Source organism: Veronia nyctiphanis (genome assembly GCF_004116385.1).
Lineage (GTDB): Bacteria > Pseudomonadota > Gammaproteobacteria > Enterobacterales > Vibrionaceae > Veronia > Veronia nyctiphanis.
This window is the reverse complement of record NZ_PEIB01000032.1, coordinates 38157-60023: the sequence shown is the minus strand read 5'-3', so window position 1 is coordinate 60023 and position 21867 is coordinate 38157. Positions and strand designations below refer to the sequence as shown.

At 43.9% G+C, this 21867-nt stretch carries 19 protein-coding genes, 2 pseudogenes and 1 riboswitch; of the genes and pseudogenes, 15 read left to right on the top strand and 6 right to left on the bottom strand.

Annotated elements, in window-relative coordinates:
* The first annotated feature begins 333 nt into the window (after positions 1–333).
* A complete protein-coding gene (locus tag CS022_RS19700) occupies positions 334–999 on the top strand; it encodes a protoglobin domain-containing protein (RefSeq protein ID WP_235869812.1) in 666 nt (221 codons plus the stop codon).
* A gap of 61 nt (positions 1000–1060) precedes the next feature.
* Here the strand turns inward: CS022_RS19700 and CS022_RS19695 are convergent, their stop codons facing one another.
* Positions 1061–2521: a cobyric acid synthase gene (locus tag CS022_RS19695; RefSeq protein ID WP_235869803.1), complete on the bottom strand. Its 1461-nt coding sequence runs from the start codon at positions 2519–2521 to the stop codon at positions 1061–1063.
* 490 nt (positions 2522–3011) lie between these two features.
* Here CS022_RS19695 and CS022_RS19690 point away from each other — a divergent pair, with 490 nt between their 5' ends.
* From CS022_RS19690 to CS022_RS19665, 4 genes are all read left to right on the top strand, one after another.
* Positions 3012–3647 (top strand): LysE family translocator, encoded by a 636-nt coding sequence (locus tag CS022_RS19690; protein ID WP_129123673.1) that lies wholly within the window; start codon positions 3012–3014, stop codon positions 3645–3647.
* Positions 3648–4092: 445 nt separating this feature from the next.
* Positions 4093–4274: riboswitch (yybP-ykoY riboswitch) on the top strand.
* A gap of 5 nt (positions 4275–4279) precedes the next feature.
* Positions 4280–4837, top strand: coding sequence for a TMEM165/GDT1 family protein (locus CS022_RS19680; RefSeq protein ID WP_129123672.1), 558 nt, complete (start codon positions 4280–4282; stop codon positions 4835–4837).
* A 140-nt stretch (positions 4838–4977) separates the two neighbouring features.
* Entirely contained in the window at positions 4978–5448 is a 471-nt protein-coding gene (locus tag CS022_RS19675) for a GNAT family N-acetyltransferase (RefSeq protein ID WP_129123671.1), read from the top strand.
* 833 nt (positions 5449–6281) lie between these two features.
* A complete protein-coding gene (locus CS022_RS19665; protein WP_129123669.1) occupies positions 6282–6695 on the top strand; it encodes a hypothetical protein in 414 nt (137 codons plus the stop codon).
* Between the two features lie 149 nt (positions 6696–6844).
* On the opposite strand, the gene CS022_RS19660 is transcribed toward CS022_RS19665, so the two are convergent.
* The 4 genes and pseudogenes from CS022_RS19660 to CS022_RS19645 form a co-directional block, all read right to left on the bottom strand.
* Positions 6845–7159 carry a hypothetical protein gene (locus CS022_RS19660; RefSeq protein ID WP_129123668.1) on the bottom strand — a complete coding sequence of 105 codons (315 nt, stop codon included), beginning with the start codon at positions 7157–7159 and terminating at the stop codon, positions 6845–6847.
* A complete protein-coding gene (locus CS022_RS19655; protein WP_129123667.1) occupies positions 7159–7491 on the bottom strand; it encodes a hypothetical protein in 333 nt (110 codons plus the stop codon). Before CS022_RS19655 ends, CS022_RS19660 begins: the two co-directional genes overlap by 1 nt.
* Positions 7373–7918: pseudogene (locus CS022_RS26750) on the bottom strand (Tc toxin subunit A-related protein). Before CS022_RS26750 ends, CS022_RS19655 begins: the two are co-directional and overlap by 119 nt.
* Positions 7919–8066: 148 nt before the next feature.
* A pseudogene (locus tag CS022_RS19645) lies at positions 8067–9253 on the bottom strand (SpvB/TcaC N-terminal domain-containing protein).
* Positions 9254–10068: 815 nt separating this feature from the next.
* Between CS022_RS19645 and CS022_RS19635 the strand changes: the two are divergent.
* The 10 genes from CS022_RS19635 (at position 10069) to CS022_RS19590 (ending at position 21251) form a co-directional block, all read left to right on the top strand.
* Entirely contained in the window at positions 10069–11865 is a 1797-nt protein-coding gene (locus tag CS022_RS19635; RefSeq protein ID WP_235869797.1) for a putative bifunctional diguanylate cyclase/phosphodiesterase, read from the top strand.
* A gap of 180 nt (positions 11866–12045) precedes the next feature.
* Positions 12046–12426 (top strand): DOPA 4,5-dioxygenase family protein, encoded by a 381-nt coding sequence (locus tag CS022_RS19630; RefSeq protein WP_129123662.1) that lies wholly within the window; start codon positions 12046–12048, stop codon positions 12424–12426.
* 493 nt (positions 12427–12919) lie between these two features.
* Positions 12920–13612: a S1 family peptidase gene (locus CS022_RS19625; RefSeq protein ID WP_161569685.1), complete on the top strand. Its 693-nt coding sequence runs from the start codon at positions 12920–12922 to the stop codon at positions 13610–13612.
* Positions 13613–13779: 167 nt separating this feature from the next.
* Positions 13780–14415 carry a hypothetical protein gene (locus tag CS022_RS19620; protein ID WP_129123660.1) on the top strand — a complete coding sequence of 212 codons (636 nt, stop codon included), beginning with the start codon at positions 13780–13782 and terminating at the stop codon, positions 14413–14415.
* A gap of 569 nt (positions 14416–14984) precedes the next feature.
* Positions 14985–15362: a hypothetical protein gene (locus CS022_RS19615; protein WP_129123659.1), complete on the top strand. Its 378-nt coding sequence runs from the start codon at positions 14985–14987 to the stop codon at positions 15360–15362.
* Positions 15363–15445: 83 nt separating this feature from the next.
* Positions 15446–16513 carry a S1 family peptidase gene (locus CS022_RS19610; protein WP_129123658.1) on the top strand — a complete coding sequence of 356 codons (1068 nt, stop codon included), beginning with the start codon at positions 15446–15448 and terminating at the stop codon, positions 16511–16513.
* A complete protein-coding gene (locus CS022_RS19605; RefSeq protein WP_161569684.1) occupies positions 16510–17076 on the top strand; it encodes a hypothetical protein in 567 nt (188 codons plus the stop codon). The genes CS022_RS19610 and CS022_RS19605 overlap by 4 nt, the downstream gene beginning before the upstream one ends.
* A 151-nt stretch (positions 17077–17227) precedes the next feature.
* On the top strand, positions 17228–18535 hold the full coding sequence (locus tag CS022_RS19600) for a hypothetical protein (protein WP_129123656.1): 1308 nt from the start codon (positions 17228–17230) through the stop codon (positions 18533–18535).
* Positions 18536–19111: 576 nt separating this feature from the next.
* Positions 19112–20587: an alkaline phosphatase gene (locus CS022_RS19595; protein WP_129123655.1), complete on the top strand. Its 1476-nt coding sequence runs from the start codon at positions 19112–19114 to the stop codon at positions 20585–20587.
* A gap of 133 nt (positions 20588–20720) precedes the next feature.
* Complete coding sequence (locus tag CS022_RS19590; protein WP_129123654.1) at positions 20721–21251, top strand: hypothetical protein; 531 nt, start codon at positions 20721–20723, stop codon at positions 21249–21251.
* A 27-nt stretch (positions 21252–21278) separates the two neighbouring features.
* Here the strand turns inward: CS022_RS19590 and CS022_RS19585 are convergent, their stop codons facing one another.
* On the bottom strand, positions 21279–21674 hold the full coding sequence (locus CS022_RS19585; protein ID WP_129123653.1) for a RidA family protein: 396 nt from the start codon (positions 21672–21674) through the stop codon (positions 21279–21281).
* Positions 21675–21867: the final 193 nt, after the last annotated feature.

Here is a 21867-nt window from a genome sequence, read left to right as displayed (position 1 = left end):
TTATATATTTATAAATATACGCAATACGCTTTTATGAATGCTTCCCAGTAAGAAAGTGGCTCATAGATAAGACAATATAAAGATTGGGTGTAATGCAGTTGACAAGAATTTTTATCGGAATATTCTTATTGTATCGATTCGATACTTTATTGGATTAAGCAGATAACTATTTTCTATTGATATAAGTCTCACTGGTTATATCAATTATGAGAACAGTAATATTCGCAAATTAAACCGAATAAAATCAATAATTTATTTATCGATGAATGATAACTATTCTCAAAATAAAAATTACGTTTGACTAAAACTGGATCAAGCAGCAAGGAGTCGTGTATGCAGAAATTAAAGTATGTCTTTTTCAGCCTGTTTATTGTTATGGGGTGCTCATCAGCCGTTGTTGCGGATGGGCATGGTAAATACCCGGTAGGCTATGATGCTCATGCGAAATGGCTGGAAACATCACCCGTTTCCATGAAAGATTTTGAATTATTACAAAAAACCGTATTTTTTGGCCCTGATGATGTCAAAGCGCTAAAACAAGCAAATAAGATACTTAAACCTCAAATATCCGATATATTAGACCTTTGGTATAGTTATGTCGGTGGAAATGAGCACCTGATCTACTACTTCGGTGATAGAAAAACGGGAGCCGTGGATACGAGATACCTACAACGAGTTCGTGACCGCTTTGAACATTGGATTCTCGATATGACCAGCGGTAATTACGATCAGAAATGGCTTAACTATCAGCATGAGATTGCTAAGCGCCACCACAGCGTCGGTAAAAATAGAACGGACGATACAAATTCTGTCGAACTTATCCATTATCGTTACATGGTCGCGTTCATTTACCCAATTACGACAACCATCAAGCCTTTCCTTGAAAAAGGAAACGCAACACCAGAGCAGGTAGATGCGATGTATGAGGCATGGAGAAAGCTTACCATCCTTACTGTTATTCTCTGGACTCATCCCTACATCAAAGATGGTGATTTCTAAACGTCAAAGACGATGTAATCAACGCAGAGCAAGCTTTAGGCTTGCTCTCTTTTTCAACTGGCTAACTGTCAAGTAGCGACGCTATTTTATCGATGTCTAGCCACGCCTCACAAGCATCAGCCAAACGTTCGATCTCCGTTTCTCTAAGAACCTTCATGTCGACGACGTTTGCATCAAATTCGCCACCATTTACCCATGATAACAAGGCATTCACCGTTTCAGCACGATCAAACAAACCATGAAGATAAGTGCCCACAATTTGTCTATCAGCAGAAATGAATCCGTCGTTCTGATCACCGCTCATTTTTGCAAAAGGTGAAGCAAGCGCAGGCCCTTTGCTTCGTCCACAATGTATCTCATAACCTTGAATTTCAGAGCCTGTCAGGTTGCAGTGCCCTTTTACTTCTTTGAGCATCTTCTCTGGCGTTAATGTAGTGCTGAAATCAGCCATCCCCAGAGCTTGAGAGTTTTTTTGACACGACTCAATGCCGTCTGGGTCAGCGATTTCATTACCCAGCATTTGAAAGCCACCGCAGATACCCATTAGCTTTCCGCCATAACGCAGGTGTCGTTCGATTTCTCGGTCCCACCCTTCTGCCCGAAGAAAAGCCATATCACTGATGACATTTTTGCTACCCGGAATAATGACCAAGTCTGCCTGACCAATAGACTCTCGATGACGAACATAACGAAGGTCAACGTCAGAACTAAACCTGAGCGTATCAAAGTCAGTGTGATTACTGATGTGGGGAAGAAGTAAAACGGCAATATTGATTTTAGCGTCTTTGACAATATTCTCTGCCTCGACGGCATCTTCAGCATCTAATTTGAGGCTGTGGAGATAAGGCAGCACACCCAAGACTGGCTTTCCGGTTTTCTCTTCAAGCCAATCCAGTCCAGACTGTAATAAACTGAGATCGCCCCGAAAACGATTAATGACAAACCCTTTTACCAGTGCTTGTTCCTCCTCACTGAGCAACATTAATGTGCCAACAAGGTGCGCGAATACTCCCCCTTTATCGATATCAGCAATAATGATGACTGGGCAGTCAACCTCAGTAGCAAAGCCCATATTGGCAATATCGTTCTCACGTAAGTTAATTTCTGCTGGGCTTCCCGCCCCTTCAACCATGACCAGATCAAACGAGGCTTCTAACCGATGGTGCGATGTTAATACGGCATCCAGTGCTACTTTCTTGTAATCATGATAGGCAGCCGCTTCCATGTTGGTAATGGCTCTACCGTGAATAATCACTTGCGCACCCGTGTCACTGTTCGGCTTGAGGAGTACAGGGTTAAAGTCAGTGTGCAAAGACACACCAGCAGCAATAGCCTGCAACGCCTGCGCTCTGCCAATCTCACCACCCTCGGGTGTTACAGCGCTGTTTAACGCCATATTTTGTGGTTTAAATGGAGCCACTCGCTCACCACGCCTTGCAAACACCCGGCAAAGCCCTGCAACTAAAGTGCTTTTCCCTGCATCAGACGTCGTTCCTTGCACCATCAGCGACTTCTTTGACATCTCTCATCCTGCCTAATTTTTTTGTTAAAAAAACCACAAAACGACAATTACTACCAACAATATGCACTCGTTGTCCTTATATATTTTCCAGCCGGAGGCGGTGTTATTGCAAGGTTATATTGACGCAAGTTTACTCCATTTATGGCTATGACTTTTGGATATAAATAGATACCATCTCAGCCATACAGATGTCGCCCTGCTCTCAAAAATGGCATCGAGAACCCAGCCAATTCCTCGCCAGCTTGTCTGGCGTTATCCCCATCAATTTTAGAATTTTTGAGCATCAAAATTCCTCTTGTCATAGCTGTTGGTTGCTAACGAAATCGGCAAACAGTTTTTGTTTGAGTGGCATGTCTGAAATTTCCATCAGGCATTTGAATTCACGTTCAAGTTATTGTCTCTTGGTGGCTTAAACACGGTTTTCGACAAAGTGAAATGCGGTAGCTTTTTCAAAAGGTGCTGGCGGGCGTTAGCTTTCTTTGGGGAAATAATGAACTACGATACTTTAATACTCTTTAGCGTTGTTTCGTTTTTTTATATCATTAGTCCAGGTCCGGCAATATTTCTTGCAATCTATAACGGTGCCGTTAATGGAGTTAAATGCGTATCAGTTTCAGCATTAGGTAATATCTTGGGTTTGTTAATTTTATCTGCGCTATCTATTAGTGGGCTAAGCGCAGTATTAATGGCTTCTTCGTCTCTATTTATGGCATTTAAAATAGTTGGGGCTCTCTATTTAATCTATCTAGGTATTAAGCAAATACGTGCAAGTAAAGAAGCCAAAATTGAACATCCAGACGAAATCGTAAAATCTGCACGCCCGTTGTTCTCATATTTTAAGGAAGGCTTATTGGTTGCCGTCACGAATCCAAAGCCAATTGTATTCTTTGCTGCTTTATTCCCTCAGTTCTTGGATACCAAATCACCGCTATTAATGCAGTTTTCGGTAATGACACTAATATTTATGGCTTTTTCATTTCTATCTCTATCTACTTACGGGTACTTAGGTAGGCAAGCCAAAGAGTTTTTATCAGGTTCACATCAGACAAAGTGGTTTCACCGTATCAGTGGTGGACTGTTTGTTGGCATGGGTGTAAGCCTGTTTCACGTCAAGAGCGCAAGCTAACAAACGACTATGGCTTTAGAGCTAACCAAAAATACCTCCAGTAAAACGTAAATTACCCATATATTTCCTAATACATATGGCGGACACAGAACTCGTCTTGCCAACTTGATTCTGTCCAAATCCGCTACAGCTCGTCTGGCGTAACTCAAAATCGCCCAAATCTCTGCCATTGGTATTTTTTGTCGTGACATGATTACTCGGCATACAAAACTAAACGCAAAATTGTCACGGTGGTCGCATCATCAGCCTATGGCTATGGCTATGGCTATGGCTATGGCTATGGCTATGGCTATGGCTATGGCTATGCGAGAATAAAATTCGTGATGAGTTTGATAATATGAAGAGATATAAGTGATTTACGAGAACAAAACACCTAAATTAAATGTTACATTTATATTTCATTTTCTATTTGAATGATTAGTAAGAATGCATATATACTCGTGCTCCCTTTGGGGAGTAGCCTCTTCTTTTTGACGAAGATGATTGTCAACATAATTGAAGCTCAATCTTCATGGCAATCATGACTCACACCCTGTGAGTTTGGCGAGACCAATGGCATATCAACGTGAACCGGGCGGGGCACGAGGGTCTGTCTTTGGTACCTATAATTATCTCGCCTTTGTGAGTAATCCGTGAGTGTATTAGCAATATCCGTGTCTTCAGTCGCTTTGGCTGAGATTGGTGATAAAACCCAGCTTTTGTCATTTTTGTTGGCAAGCCGTTTTCGAAAACCCTTTCCCATTGTCGTTGCCATATTTACTGCAACCCTGCTTAATCATGCACTGGCCGCTTGGTTGGGCGTCGTTGTGTCTGATTTCCTCTCTCCCACTGTGTTGAAGTGGTTACTGGTAGCAAGTTTCCTCATCATGGCTTTGTGGATACTCATTCCGGACAAGCTTGAGGGGAACATGACGCTTTCTTCAAAAGGCCCGTTCGTCGCGAGTTTTGTAGCGTTTTTCATCGCGGAGATCGGTGACAAAACCCAAGTGGCCACAACAATGTTAGGCGCCAGTTATCCCGACGCAGTCATAATGGTTATTCTTGGTACAACGCTGGGAATGCTTATCGCAAACGTGCCTGTGGTCTTTGCCGGAAAGTACTGTTCAGATAAATTACCTTTGGATGCCATCCGCAAAGTAACTTGTGCTCTGTTTGTCTCGCTTGCCATGTTAACGGCAATCGCACACTGACTTGTTGCAGGGCCGCGCGTTGTATATTGACCGCGTGGCCCATAACCTTGATATCAATCTCAGCCTTTTATCTCTATCATTTACCTCCTTTTTCTTGCCCGATAACGTAAACCTCCCCCCAGAAAAACAGGCATTTGGTCATGGCTAACAGTATTACTCTCAGACAATTGGAGAACCAAGATCGCATTCATGCCTATGATCTCATTCAAGACAACGAGGCGATGCGTTTCCTAGGCCCAGGTCGTGCCCTTACAGAGCAAGAAGCACAAGACTGGTTTGACGATGCACTGATCTCACAATCTCGCTTTGTCATTGCATGCAGCAAAACCGACGAACTCATTGGCTTTGTGGGAATAAAAGAAATAAACGGCGTCAACGATTTTGGTTATTTCATCCGCCGCCAATTTTGGGGGAAAGGGATTGCACCCGAAGCATGCCAACTGGCCTTAGCTACCCTTTGTGAAGCAGGCATGACACAAAGCATGGAAATATTCATCGCAAACGACAATGTTGCGAGCCAGGCTGTGGCACAAAAAATCGGTCTAAAAAAGACTATCGAAGCCTTTAGACATGGTGGTATGGGGTATCTGTATACTGTCCCTAACATCTGAAAAATTTGATTTATCAGCACTTAACTATTTTATATTTCATCAATAAATCAGATACTTAAATAAATATTTCATACTCATCCATGGAACCCCGAACACCACATATGCACTTATATTAATATCGTCGAGGTGTATTTTAAGGAGAACAGTAATAAGCGGCCAGTAGGATTGGGGTAATATCAATACATCATCGGGTGAAATAACACAGAAGAAAGCACCAAAAAGTGTGGTGGATACATTCAAGGTTGAGTGGAAATCCGTGATTAACTTCCAAAACAAAGCGAAAAAAACCCACTATTGGCATGTTTCAGCATCATTCCGGTCCGCATCAAACCTTTCTGCCTGCGTTGTCATATCTTCTCTCACCCAGCATGAGAAAGCAGCAACTGAACAGGCTGAGAAATGCAGCCAAGCGATTTGAACAAGGTTTACCTGTGCTGACATCACGAGCATTGGAGCTTACGAGTCGGGGAGCAACTGCATTGCATAGAATCAATGCGAAAGTTTCATCGTCTTCTTTGCTGAAGAAGTTCAAACACATTGCCAAGCAATGATTTGAAAAACAAAAGCGACATTCCGATTTCTAAGAGCATCAATTTATATTGATGCTCTTTTCTTTCCGTATTGCATATTCACTCAATAAATCAGGTTTTATCACAATCTCAGACAATATTTATAAGGACTGGTCGATAAGTGCCTGAATAAACACAAAATAGAACACAAGTTCTGACTAAATAACAATGTGTTAGATAAAATTTATCAGGAAATTTTGGAACTGTATGCGGTAAAGACACACCTAGTCCAAGCATTGAAATTATCGTCAGGAGGTAAAAACGATGATATCCGCGACAAACCAGTTTTTGGTTCAGAACTACAGCCAGAAGGCTGCAGACATTGACAGTAAGCAAACGAACCCCGACGTGCAGAAGCTGGCGATTGTATTGCAGAATGCTGGGGTTGATCCCGTCCGCGCGCAAGCCATCGCTGAGTTATTCTACCAGCCTACTGTCGCGCAACAGCCGGATAACCTCGCTCATATCATGGCACAGCAACAACTCGATAGTGCCGTTATTGAAAGAGCGCTCGAGATGCAATTTGCGGATACGATTTCACAGCAGCAAGCCCAGTTACTAGAATTATCCAACCAGCCGTGGTCAATGGAAGAAGCGAAGCGCGATTTCGACGCTGCAATGCAGTTTGAACAGGAACAAGCAAAAGTGAAGCATACTAACCTTCACCAGAAAGATTGATTGTGCCCTTTCATTATGCTGACTGGTTCGTCTCTCCCAACCCTGCAGAATGCGCGAGAAAAAGACAGAAATGCTAAAAGGCACTCTATCTTTTTATTTAAACAAGGTGATAGCTCATTAAAAGGTACAGCTTTCTGACCTCTTGAGGGTTAGCAGAGAGAGCGGAAGTCGTCATCACTGCTTTTCTTCATCTGAACACTCAGTAAGTGAGACACATCAAACTCAGAAAAATCGAGTCCGCCTGTCCCATCGACGACAGACACTCGGTGCAAACCGTTAAGTGTTGTATCTCGCACCATATGGATATTCGTCGAGCCTGAAAAAGTGCCGTCCTCACGCTCAAAGGCGAGGCGTAAGTGATAGTCTTCTTCCTGCTCACAACGGGCAAGCACCTCAAGTTTATCGATAACTAGGGTTCGGTTACGCGCGAAAAAGGGCAGCCTGTTTTCCCCGATGGCAATCATCAGTTGCTGTTCACCTTCACTCCCCGGATGGTAAAAACGGTGCCATTTTGTAGTGAACTGCTCATCAAGCTGACCATCTGTACCAAGGGTGCACCAGACTGAGCCACATCATTCCTCAAAAAATCTTTCATATGTTCAGTGATTTTTGCTTTGAATGTTCCGCCGCTTTCTCTGGCACTGTAATCAATATTGAGTATCACATCGGCAATGCTGTCATAGTTGAACTGACGTAAGTTCCAAAGACCTCTCGCTGATTGCCCCTGCTCCTTCAAACGGTAAATACCGCTCGTCACCGAAACAAAATGCCAACACGCCCCTGTCTGACTGCGCATAACTTGCGGCAATCTGATTAACTGCCGCGTGTTCTGAATGAAAGCGCGTATCGGACAACAGGATGTCTCCATCTCTCTACTGAGGATATTCACCCTCGGTATTCATATCTGTATTCACGCGATAGTGATTTGAAAGCAGTCTGAGTGTGCAATTGATGCTGACGGAGGGGCCTACGACACAAGGTATACTGATACTCACTGAGCGGATCCGGCGGTCGAAGTGTCCCTGAAAATCAAAGTCAAACGCTTCTTCCGGCACAGTGAAATAGCATCGCCCCTGCTGTTCGGGTAATGATGCCAAACGGAAAAAGCCGAATGTTGCTGGAGAATAGTCAACCAAACTCAGGTTTTGACTGCCGGGCAAAGCCTGCAAGCTCAATAACGGGGAACCGGTTGCCAAACCGCTATATGAAGGCTTTTGCCCCACAGCCACTGCTTAGCCGAAGTTTGCGCTGCCAAGGTTAGCTTGTTAAAACCACTGGCTGCCAACGTCGGTCAAAATACCGGGTAAGCCTTCACGGTAGAGGTCAACCCATCGATGCTTTCCTCTGCTCGCTGGCGGTGCTGGAACGATATCAGCGATAACGGACTTTACCTCTCGGCTCCAGACATGCGGTTGGTAGGTAAAGCTGGCTGGAGCCAACATTTTCTCGCGTTTCTTCATCCCAGAGGTGACCTTTTTGAACGACATCACTGAGCTGACTAATTCCTGATTCATCAGATGAATAAGTAAGATGGGTCGCAGAGACAAGGCAAGGGCTCAGCGGCAACTCGTCGAACCGATGAAATAACAACACGCGCTCGCACAAGCGATAAGTGCGGATATCGAACCCTGCGCGGAAGTCGGAAAATGGATTAGCGCGAGCTGACCAGCTCTCCTGCTCGTCAGGCGTTGGAAACTGGCTGTCGTGTTCACCATAATCGAAGACAGTCTCGAACAGAAAGCCATCAATATTCGGTAACGAATCGCTCGGTTTATAAGGCGTTTTGACACCGTACCAAACACGCTTTAGGTAAAGCTGAGTACAATTACTGGTATGCCTGCACTTCTCTGAAAGTAAAGGGCTAACCTCCTCCCTGTTCTCACGTTTATAGCGATAGCGGATCAGGTTGCCTCTGTCATCCACAACATGTGACAACTTCCATTCGAAAACACGCAGAGGGTTCTCTGGATCGCTTAGCCTCGATTCCGCCGAGTATCCGTACCATAACTGCACATTACCTATAGTTATAGTGCGCCAGAAAACATCGTTCGTTGATAAATCCTGCCATCGTTCAATTCTCTGCCAACCGCCCTCATGACGGGGTCTGAATTGATCGACTCGGTAGCCATCGACATCTTGGCGGGCTCTTTGCCATTTGTTGTCTTGCTCAACTAACGCAGGCACCAGTTCTTCACCCGAAAACAGGAAAGTATCCTGCTCATCACCATCTTTGTAGGTAGGTAGCGCGCCTCTGTACTTCCTGATAATTGCAGTTTCAGATAACCTCCAGCCCAACCCAAAAGGCTTTGGCCTGACTGCGAGTTGTACTGGATATTGAGCTCTGGCGAACTTTGCTGACGGGAAGGTGAGACAGGAAGACCAATGGTGACTGATTGGCTGCCATTGACTGGGTTTACGTTGAAACTCTGCTCTATAGCACGAAGCGCGGCCCCCCCCTTCGGCAAAGAAGCGTCTGCTGTTTGCGAATTCTCAAGCCATGAATCAGGCGAGTTTTCACTGCTGCTCGTCGACTGTTCGTTTCGAAGGTCATACCCCATTGCCAAATCAACCTTGTATTTGAAGACTTGGCACAAACGAACATCATGCACCATTGATTAGCACAGATCTGTTAGTGTTACAGATCTGGGCTCGTACTGTTCTACATTGCGATGAACATTTTTTGGCAGTTACGTTAGTCAGTTGTCTTATGCACTTCAAGACCAGATTATGAGACAAAGAGTAAGTACGTATTTCTTGATAGGTAGCAACGAAAGAAGATGACTCTATCACTTGGCTCCCACATGGCCCTTAAACCATAGAAAACAACGTAAGCACATTGTTAATCCATTGGGTAATTGTAAGAATTGATTTCAAAGAAAAAACCATAGATCTTCAAAAAAATTAACTATAAATATAATTATTAACAATTAAACCACTGATTTATAAACAACCAACAATTACTATTAGCATTTATATTCGACACGTTGACTGGTGTTTGGCTAAGTAAAGTATGTGTTTTGAACATTTTGATGACAGATGCAAACAAAGGTATTTAAATTTCACCTAATAGCCATTATTCTTGCGTCGGCTCAATAAAGACATGCCTACAATGCTATACAATTTGATAGTTTTGTAGAAAAAGTGGCAAATTACTGCACGTACAGAGAATACGATAATAATGACTTCACAGCCTTGCCTGACGATGAGTAGTAGTACTGTCGGGAACGATTACAGCGTTTTGAATCAATTATCCAATCCGATCTGGATCTTTGATTTTGATTCCAGATCAATTGTTTGGGCTAATCGTAACGCGCTCACATTGTGGGAAGCTGACTCTTTAGAGGAACTGATTCAGAGAGATCTGAAGTCAGGGATGTCTGCTGCCGTCGATGCAACATTGGGTTACTACAAAAGTAAGTTCGAAAAAGGTGAGCAGGTAAGAACATGGTGGACGTACTCACCGAAGCAACGGTTAAAGCGCAAGCTTTGCCAGTTTTCTGGTTTTACACTGCCAAACAACAAACAAGCTATGCTGGTCGAGGTCATTTCAGATGAGTTTAGCCTAAAGCGTGATTTGGAAAACTCTATAGGCTCAAACCTGTCACTATTGTTCAAAGCTAACGGCCAGTTAAGCAGTTGCAACGATTACTTTAAAACCTGTTTCCATCAGGGCATCAACTCTCTTTCAGAACTGCTGGGGAGTAAACGCGAAGCCTGTGAGTGGATAGCGCGAGCCAAATCCGAAGGCGAGTTCACAGCAGAAATAGAGCCCCATATTGACAATACGCTTCATTGTTTTCGGGTGTTTGCTAAGTGGTTTGATGACAGGCAGCAGCTACTAATGGCACTGACTGATATCAGTGAGCAAAAACAGAAACTGCTTAAGGCGAATTTCCAAGCCACCCACGATGAGCTGACGGGCTTATATAACCGTCGAGGCATGTTAGAGGTCATAAACAATTCGGTTGAGCAGAGCGACCCATTTCACCTTGTTTTTATTGATGTCGATCGGTTCAAACAAGTTAATGACATTTATGGCCATCACATCGGCGATCAATTGCTGAGAAAAACAGCCGAGCGTTTGCAAGGTATTCTTGGAAAGTCTTGTCACATTGGACGCTTTGGTGGTGATGAATTTCTTGCTCTGATCCCAGAGCAGAACACTGCCAGTATTTACCTTAAGCTAGGACAAGTGTTGAGGAAAACGCAGCTCCCCCTCAGCCTGGAGACGCTTGGCGATATTTGCATCAGTGTCAGTGCGGGGTGCAGTATTTTTCCCGGTAATGCGGAAGATGCGGATTCACTGCTGAAACAAGCTGGGCTGGCAATGCATCAAGCCAAGCTGAATGGCAGAAACCGCTATCACCTGTTTACACCCAAGCTGATGGAAGACCAGCGGAGAAAAGTGCATATTCGCCATCGCCTTTCCCGCGCTGTTGAACTGAACCAATTCACTCTGGCTTATCAACCTATTTATGACGTGGTGGAAAAGCGATTCAGAGGCGCAGAAGCGCTGATTCGCTGGCATGACGAAGAGCTAGGGCGTGTGGCCCCGTCTGAGTTTGTGCCAGTGGCAGAAGAAACCGGCCAAATAGTCAACATTGGTCGTTGGGTACTGAGAAAAGCGATAAAACAGGTCGCAAAATGGCAAAAGGAGATGGATCATCACTTCACCTTGAGCATCAATGTCTCTCAGATCCAGCTTCACCCGGGGTTTGCTGAGGACCTTTCAGCCTTGCTTCAAAAGTACGATGTTGCGGCTGAAAATATCGCTCTGGAGCTAACAGAGTCATGCTCTGTGCTGAACTGCGGAGAATTAAGAGGCTGGCTGGAAGATATCGCCGCACTGGGCGTGAAGTTGTATCTTGATGATTTTGGCACTGGGTATTCGTCATTATCCGTATTGCACAACTTACCGTTTAATGTGGTGAAGCTCGACAAGAGCTTTTCACTGACAGAATCGGAAAGTAACCGGACAATTATTGCGACCACCTTGGCGCTGAGTAAGACACTGGACATGGCGGTCATTGCCGAAGGCGTAGAAACAGAGAGCCAGCAAGAGTTTCTCAAACAGCAAGGCTACAGGTACTTACAGGGGTATTACTACTCAAGACCGGTGTCAGAAACACAATTCAGTCACATTTTGTCAGAGCAATCAGCTAACCACTAACAACACTCTGCAAGACGCTGAAGATCTATCTTTCCTCAGCGTCTTTTCGTATTCGCTCAGTCGCTTCCAACTAATTCTACTCGCAGTGCAATGAGCTATTTTTTGGTGTATAACGCCGACACAGTATTCCAACATCACAGATGAATCATCAGTGCATGTACACGAAAAGCGGAACTTCACATGCAAACACCACCATCAGACGACAGTGCTCATTCAAAATACTTCCCTAAGAACGTCCACAAACAGTATCACGCACATGTGTACTTCGATCAGAAAACCTCAGATTTTGCAGCGTCGTTGAGAGAAAGAATCAGTGATGAACTTGGTCTTCCTGTGGGTCGGTTTCACGAAAAAAATGTGGGTCCGCATACAAGGTGGAGCTACCAGGTTTTATTTGATCAAAGGGATTTCGATCGCGCGATCACTTGGCTGGATTCACACCGCAATGGGCTGACTTTATTAGTCCATGGAGTAACAGGTGACGACTATGCCGACCACACAGATCATGCTTATTGGCTGGGCGAGCCAACAGAGATTAATCTCGCGGCATTTGACCATTAAGGTTTACCAATAAATCTTACACACACAAAATCACTGAGCCTTTCAGGCTAATATATCACGTCCATATATATTGGAATATTCATTCTGAATACTCAGTGACTAATATTATAGATATAAAAGCATAACAATGTTTTAAACATTTCTTTAAATAACAAACCCAAAAAAAAGTCTTAGGCAACAACAAACTATAAAATATAAACCGCAATAAGTAATACAAGCCCTTATTAAATCTCTACCAAACCTCAACCCTTTCCTATATTTATTTTCTCCAAGCAGTTAATTACTATCATATTTTCTCTCTATTGCAACAATCAATAATGCTGAATCGTCTAATACTTTCACTAATTACAATTCTTTTATTTTGAGTGAAATATGCCGTTGTTAAACGGTGTAAATGCTAATTTTTATATTTAGGGGTGAAAAAATGAAGAGCGTTTATACATGGCTGATAACTTGTATGTACTGTTTGTCCTTCTCTACTAGCGCAAGTGAAATGAAGCCACGAATTTCAGGAGGACAGAACGCGAGTTCAACGGTGCCTTCCGCAGTAAAAGTCGCCGTATTAGCCACAGATTCAAGCCTAGAGATTGATAGCGTATTGTGCCAAGGAACACTTATCAGTAAGCGTCATATTCTCACCTCAGGTTTTTGCGGGAAGCTCCTTGTCGATGGCTACGACGGTGATGCAGACGTGATAGTTGGTATATCTAACTTCAACACCCAACAAGGTCAACGTATCAACGTGGATAAAATAGATATCCATCCGGATTTCGTAACGGCTGAGTTAACGAGGAATAACCTTGCCATACTCACTCTCAAAAACAGCGTGAATAGCAGCCCAATCAGCATGATGTCAGAATCTGAGACCAATAGTCTTGCTCAATCCGACTCACTCACGACCGTTGGATGGGGACTCAAACAACTGCCACAGTCACAACAACCCCTGTCTGCCGGTCGCCCGGAGAATCTGCAAAAGGCGAGCCTTCGCATAGTCAATGGCGACTGCTCCCCTACCTTTTTTTATCTCGGCGGCTTAACCAACTACCACCTCTGTACTCAATCCACAACGTCATCCCTACAAGGAGTGTGCAGTGGAGACGGAGGCTCCCCTTTGATTCGGACATCAGGCGGCCAAATTAAACTTGTCGGTATAAATGGTGACGATGTGGCTGTATTTCCGCCTTAACGCCACACAGTGTATTTACCAAAGTATCTGCCTTCGCTGGCTGGATAAACACAATCATCAAAAGCGATAACACCGATTTTAGTCAGACAGTACAACTTGGTTATTTGCCGTCAGGTAACGTTGAGACAAGTATTCCTGTCAGCAATGAAACGTCAGAATCTTTTCAGGTGACAAGCGTTACTGCACTAGGCAATGCATCGATAACCGCAAACGCGTGTGAAAACACAACAACTGGCATTAATGAGCAGTGCAAGGTCACATTGGCACTTAACGCGCTGTCTGGAGAAAACCAAGAGACTCTCTCAATACAAACCACACATCCGCAAGCTCAAAGTTTCACTGTGACCGCAAATTATGAGGGCCTAACGCTTACTGCCAATGAGTTAGAAGACCAAATTGATATTGAAGATATCAGGGTGTTTAGTAACCAAGATGCATGGCAGACGGACGGCGAATTACTATTTCCTACAACAGTCAATAGCAAACAAAAGTCAGTTTTGATGGTATCGGATATCGACGCGAGACAGTTTCATTTTGACGTTTCAATTGATAGTGACTCGCCTGATAGCATCCTCAATATCTATCTCGATGGTGAGTTAAGAGACTCAGTTAAAGATACAGACAATGCATACAGACGATTTGAATTCAGTGGCGCTGACACTGTAGCGTTGGAATACATTGCACCGAATGGAAACGTGGCACAAACCAGTGTAAAAGTACGCGACTTTGCGGCAGGGTCATTCGCTTGGTTCTTGTTAGCTCTGGCTTCATTTGCTCTAGTGACTCGTAATCGCAGCGAATAATAGAAAGCAAAAAAGCCCAGATACAGTCAAATATTTGGGCTTTTTGTACTTCAATCTTTTTTAAACAGGTTGTTCGCAAAAGTCTGTTTCAACTAACGCCAGACCAGCGCTTTGAGTGAGTTCGCAACTTACCTACTCATCGCTACATTTTTTCCAAACTTCTACAACCTGCAACCAGATGTTTTCCGCCCCTTCCAACCTTTAGGAAGGTTGGTAATTGGAGACAGAGATGTCACTACGTTTAGCTCTTTTTTCTGGCGCAGAGCTACACAATCCCATCAACAATACCGAATAGGCCTTAGACTCACTCTCTTAAATTCTAAAGCACTTCCACTAGTGATTTTTCAATTAAATAGTAATACCAGTAGACGGTTAGACACCACTTCCTCACTTTCCTGCTGCGAGTTCATCCATTCTCTCCTTGAATCAAGCGTTTCATTTATAAAAGTTCATTGAATTCGCATGGCAAAGCTTTGCCATGACAAAGGTCAAAAGATTAGTCTTGTTAGCGAATTAAATATGAATTGAACAGATTAGTTCACGTTTCGAAATAGAGGATTAACACCGTTATGATGCGCCGATTTCACTCACTTTCCGCACTCCTCCTTTGCTTGGTTGGACTGACGTCATGCGCTGAAAAAGGCGTAAAGCCCACAGACGTGGATGGTGGTGTTGAAGGTCTGGCTTCGTGGGAAGTACAACAAGATAGCATTTCATTTACCGCCCGTTCGACGGGTTGCTCCTCTGATGCCAGTTTCAAAATATACATCGATAAGGCGGATAAAAACGTTATCGATTTAACCATAGTCAGGGTTAAGCCAGACTTTTGCCGCAGAATGCCGTTTTGGCAATCATTTACGTTGACCATACCAGAAAGCATACGTGGCAAAGAACTGAAGATATCAAATCCAATTGTTGAGGATGATGAACCAATAAATCGTTCGTAGTCAGTCAACCTCTATGTAGGCTACACCCGAAACCACTCGTTAATTATTAATATCCAAAGCGTTGTATTTAAAGAGGAAGTTCTATGCAACACAAGCAATTTAGTATTCTAATTCTCGCAGCGGTTATTCTCGCGTTCACACACGTTGCGCAGGCTCTTCCCGCAGAAGGAGGCGCACCAAGAATCGTCGGAGGCGTTGACGCGGATCGAAACGCGTGGCCTTTTATCACGGCTCTAGTTCCAAAAGGCGCAGATGCTACAAGACAGTTTTGTGGCGGAAGCTTAATAGCCAGCCAATATGTTCTGACGGCGGCTCATTGCGTAGAAACTGCAACTCCCGAAAGTATTGATGTCATCGTGAACATTCATGATCTTCGAAATGAAGGTTCTGAAGGTCAGCGTTCTGCGGTCGCTGCGATTTATCCCCACGAAGAGTACAACGCTTATACCTCCTCAAACGACGTCGCTATATTAAAGCTCAGTCAACCCATTGACGCGTCGAAAGGAACCCCTGTCGCCCTCGCAAGTCAGAGCGATATTGTTTCTCTTGAGCCAGGAAGTAATGCAACGACTATCGGCTGGGGTAATACCGTGGCGCAACCTGACCCTGATGACGGATACAATTTCCCAAATATTTTGCGGCAAGTCGGTGTGGAATACGTATCCCGAACAACCTGCCAAAATATCGGAGGTGGCTACAGTAGCATCACCGAGAATGCTATTTGTGCTGGCTTCGCCGAAGGGGGCAAAGATGCCTGTCAAGGAGACAGCGGTGGTCCGTTAATAATTAATGACAACGGCAAAATTAAACTGATTGGCGTTGTCAGCTGGGGGGATGGATGCGCTCAGCCTAACGCTTACGGCGTCTATGCCAATGTAGGGCACTTCAGTGGCGCATCAGGATGGATAGCAACGAAGAAATTGGATATCGACTACCCTACCTATACCAACGCGAGATTTATAAGTACCAATGACAGAAGTAGGGTAGTTACCATCTCAAACAATAGTGATACGTCATTTAATGTTATTGATGCAAAAGCACAGAGCGCGACGATCTCTCAGAACAACTGTCAATCAACGCTGACTCAAAACACATCATGTTCCATTATAATGCGCTGCCAAACACCCTCGGAGAAGCCTCTTCTTTGTTGACGGTTTCCACTGATCACCCTATTGCTGACGAACTCAAATCTAACCTGAGATATTACGGCCTAAAAAAGAGCTCGCAACTATTTGACGCACTGGGGAATGCCGGCCTGCCCCCTCAATCGGAACAACATAGTGATAATGGCGTCTGGACAAGCACTGGCGATGAAATCAGAGGCCCTAATATCTCTGTTGGAGAGACCTCAGTACTGAGATTGACAAATATCGCTAAAGGAACAATGAGTTTACAAGTCAGTGTCGGCGCATCACTTGACACAATTTCAATACTAAAAAACGGTGAACCGATTTCTGAAAATCCAGTCTCCGGTGAAGAAGCGACGCCTTCCTCTCTAAGACTCAAGTTATCCGAAGCGTCTAACTCCATCACCTTTTTGTTTTCACGGGAAGACAACAACAGCCCCACAGGGAACTCTGCAACCATAAAACAAATCAGCTTTATTGCAGAACAGAGCAGTGGCAGCAGCGGAGGCGGTGCAAACAATGTCTTTTCCCTAATCTTCATACTGTTTGTAGCAGTCATGTTACGGGCGGTTCGACGTAGAGCGTAACCTTCTATCAGGAGAGTAAGGGCCGTTAGCTTGGCTCTTTTTTATCTACCTAATCTGACACTTCCCCTATTTTGTATTGCAAATCAGACACTCAAGTCAGCAAATTACCTATAGATTAATAAACAAAAGCCTCTATATCATCGGTTTCAGTGTGACTAACGAAATGAGAGTTATCCTCAAAGGAAAAGCGGCGATCAAATTATGGCAACAAGGACGTGAAGAATGGAATCGCTGGGTTAAGGAACACACTGATGCCGATATCATTTTTGAGGCGGTGGATTTTTCACATTACCAGTCAGTCAACTTCTCAGGGTACATCTTTCCGAGTGGAGCTATCTCCTTTCAGCGTGCAAACTTCGCGGATGCGGAGATAAGCTTTTCGAATACGACATTTAACCAAAGTCGCATCATATTCAATGATTCAAGGTTTGGTGTGGGAAAGCTGACATTTTCAAGTGCATCATTTTCCACCTCCAGTTTTCATTTCCAAAATACCACTTGTAACGATACTGAAATTTGCTTTGATAACACCACCTCTCATCACACCACATTTAATTTTGCTAAAACGCGATTCGGCAACAGTAACTTCAGTCTTCGTCATGCTCAGATATCCGATAGCAGCCTAAATTTTAGTGAAACCTCCTTTGATGGTGGAAACATTAGTTTTTCAGACTCTACATTTTCCAATGATAAGTTAACCTTTATCGATACACAGTTTGGCTCTGGTAACGTGCTATTCAAAGACAGCACTTTCAAGCATGTTGACTTAAATCTAAAAGGAAGCCGTTATGCAGGGCCACTGTTTTCTTTTTCAGATTCGGTATTTGAATTTTCTGATGCGATGTTTACCGATATTCGTTTTGGCGATCAGAATGTTAATTTAGAAAATATGACGTTTAAACACGGAAAAATAGACTTCTCCGGGGCGATTTTTGATTGTAATCATGTTTCTTTCTATGGCTCTCGGTTTGAAGTTAGTAGCATTGATTTTTCTGCAACGCATTTCCAGTGCGAAACCTGTGATTTTAATAAAACATTTTATCGTCAATCTCCAGTAAAGTTTTCTGGCTCTTTAATTTCAGCTGAATACTTTGAGTGTGAAGACGCCGTTTTTAACGACATTGCCGACTTCAGAGAATTAATTATCACTGATTCAGTACAAAAGCTCAGCTTCAGACACAGTATTTTTCAAAACAGCTTCAGATTCTCAATCGTAGATAAAACGGAAACAGTACCAGACTTTACCGATACCATGGTGTCTGACCAACACCTTATTTCTCTGAACATTAATTTAAAAACAAAGAAAAGAGGTATTTTCAAAAAAGCCTTTAACGTCAGTGATGCGCGAAAAATAGCAGAATTACGAAGGTTGCTGGGAGATACCCCCCTTTCATCGACGCTAAGTATCACCGAGAGACGTGCAAAGCGATGGCATCACATGGCACTATTGAGTCAATAACTGAGCTTTTTTACGACAAATTCAGCAATTTTGGCACTTCGATTCAAAGACCCGCGTACGTCATTCTCTTTTTGTGGTTTCTATGTACTATTTATTCTGTTCTCAACAATATACCGAGTGTACTGGGTAATAACCATGAACTCTGGATAAAGAGCCTATCTTCTCTGACAATCAAAGATTGGGAAAATAGCGCCTTGTATTCTCTCAATGAACTGTTCCCTTATTTACCTCCATTATTTGATGATAAGTCTATTTATAATACTATTTACCCCCTCCCAAACTGGTATGTTATATCATTACAATTTTTATGCTTCATAAGTACTTTTTTCATTTTCCTGGGTATCCAGAATACTTTTAAGCACTTAGGAAAATAACGCAGACGCTTTATATTCATTGAACGATTTCTTCAAGTAATAATTTCGTTGCTAACATTGAAGATCAAATTGATATCAGTCTCAATTTTTTGATTCACTCAATATTTACTCTTTAAGCAATAATGCATGTAAACAATATGTCACTTACAAAACTCAAGATATTCGACGCTTAATTCAAACACACTGAACATGGAGTAGCGTCGTGAAACCCTCTTTTGTACTGTCGGCATTAACAGCCGCATTAATCTCAAATTCTGCCCTCGCTGAAGTACCCCAACAATCGGACAGCTGGTACCAAGAAGGCCAAAGCGCCTTGAGCAAAGCAAAGGCCAATAAGCCGATAATCGGCAAAGCCAAAAACGTCATCTTATTTGTCGGCGATGGCATGAGTGTTGGCACCATCACTGCAGCTCGAATATACGCAGGTCAAATGCAAGGTAAAACAGGTGAAGAAAATAGCCTTATGATGGGAAGCCTGCCGCATGTCGCACTAGCAAAAACATACAACACTGACATGCAAACGCCCGATTCAGCAGGTACAGCAACCGCTATGGTAGCCGGTGTGAAAACCAAAGCTGGCGTTATCAATGTTAACGACAACGTGAAACGCGGCTTTTGTAGTTCTATGAAAGGCAATGAAACTAAGACTATTTTCCAAATGGCCGCTGAGAAAGGCAAAGCACTGGGCGTCGTATCCACTGCGCGCCTGACACACGCAACGCCAGCCACTACCTATGCGCACAGCCCTGACCGTGGATGGGAAAATGATGGGAAAGTCAGCAACGTCAACAAAGCACAGGGCTGCGTAGACATTGCGCGACAATTTGTTGAATTTGACTATGGTGATGGCTTTCAGGTGGCATTCGGTGGCGGTCGTCGCGAGTTCATCCCAGCTGAGATGGCAGACCCAGAAACAGAAGGTAAAAAAGGTAAACGCAAAGACGGTCGTAACCTAATTAGTGAGTGGGAAACCCGCTATCCGGAAGGCCAATTTGTTTTTGACCGCAAAGGCTTTGATGCTGTGAACGCTAAAACGACAGAGCGCGTTTTTGGACTGTTCGAAAACAGCCACATGCAATATGAATATGACCGTAAGCAGGAAAACAACGAACCCTCACTGGCAGAAATGACTGAGAAAGCCATCGATATTCTTAACAAAGATAAAGACGGTTACGTCATGATGGTGGAGTCAGGCCGCATTGACCATGCACACCACGGTGGTAACGCAGCGCGCGCGCTTGAAGATACGCTAGCCTTCGATGCAGCAATCAAAGTGGCACTGGAAAAAACCAACCCTGAAGAAACGCTGATCATTGTTACGGCAGACCACGCTCACACCTTAATCATGAATGGCTACGCGCAGCGCGGTAACCCAATTCTGGGGCTGTCGAAAGCGAAAGGTAAGTTCAATGAAGATGCGGATGGTAAAAAATACACTACCTTGGTGTACGGTAACGGCCCAGGAGCAATAGACGGAGCACGCACCGAACTGAATGAAAAAGACGTGTTGGAACCAAACTACAAGCAGCAAGCACTGGTTCGTTTACGCTCAGAGACACACTCTGGTGAGGACGTTGCTATTTTTGCTCACGGCCCTCAGGCATGGCTGTTCCAAGGCACCGTTGAGCAAAGCTACATCTATCATGTCATTGATGATGCAACAAAACTGTCGCACTAAGCCTCAGCACTAACGGGAAAAACTAAAGCACCTTGACGGGGTGCTTTTTATTTCTCTCAACTAAACACTTTCAGAATCGGATAAAACCACTTAGGGTTACGTGTAATGCTTTTACATTGGAGTACCCTTCTCAATGCCCAAACTGCCTGTTTTTCTGATTTGTTTCTCCCTGTTTCTCTCAGGCTGCGTGCCTATTCCAACGTCGCGCACCTACCTAGCGCCAAACCCCGACGATGGTATCCTGACAACGTCCCAAGGCTGCGGCTATCAGAGAACAGGGAAAGACGCACTTTCTCGTGAAACTGATGATTATTACCTCAAAATCAAACCCTCTGATGACGGAACACATTCTTACGTTGGTATCTACATTCAGACCGAAAGCGATGGGATTGAGTTTGATCCCAATAAAGTGAAGATACTCGGTGATGGAATAGCAATGACCACGAGTAAAGTCACCGTGGACAAACGTCCACCAAGAAAGGGGAGCGAATACATCAGCTTCTTTATCAATATCTTTTATCCAGAAGACTTTGACACGTTGAATTCGCTAGAAGTGAAATTAGGAGATGCGATGACACTGAACGGCGCCCCGGTAAAACAAGCACCGCTCAGGTTCAACAGAGCAACGGTGAGTGACGTGTTTTTGGCATCGATTAACTGCTGAACTTATAAAGTCGATTTATGTGTACGTTTATCTACGATTTTCATGCGTTTTTTTCGCCGTCACCTGAATCTCGATTTTCATTTCATCGTTCATCAAGCGGGCTTCATACATAGTCGCAGCGGGGCGCACTCTTCCCAGCCATTTTTCTAGTACGGGCCAACACGGCTGGAAGTCGTCGCGATTCGGGAGGATATAAGTCACGCGAACCACATCAGCCATATCACTCCCCGCTTCAACCAATGCCTGCTGAATATTCTTCAGGCATTGATCGGCCTGTTCAACGACATCATCACTGATGGTCATGTTGCTATAGTCGTATCCTGTAGTGCCAGAAACAAAGACAAAATCACCATCAACAACCGCGCGCGAGTAGCCTACCAACGCCTCGAATTCTGAACCGCTAGAAATATGTTTTCGTGCCATACCAATCTCCCGCTAGATTTTCACTTGTAGCACCAATCATAATAACTTTGACGATGATGTCTTCGAGTCGATAAACGATATTGTATTCAGTGCGAGTGACGCCACGCTGCCTTGTAAACGACTGTTCATCACCAGCGTCGTTTCTTAAAACCTTTATCGTCGCCTTCTGAGCGTATCAATGGCCTCACGCTTT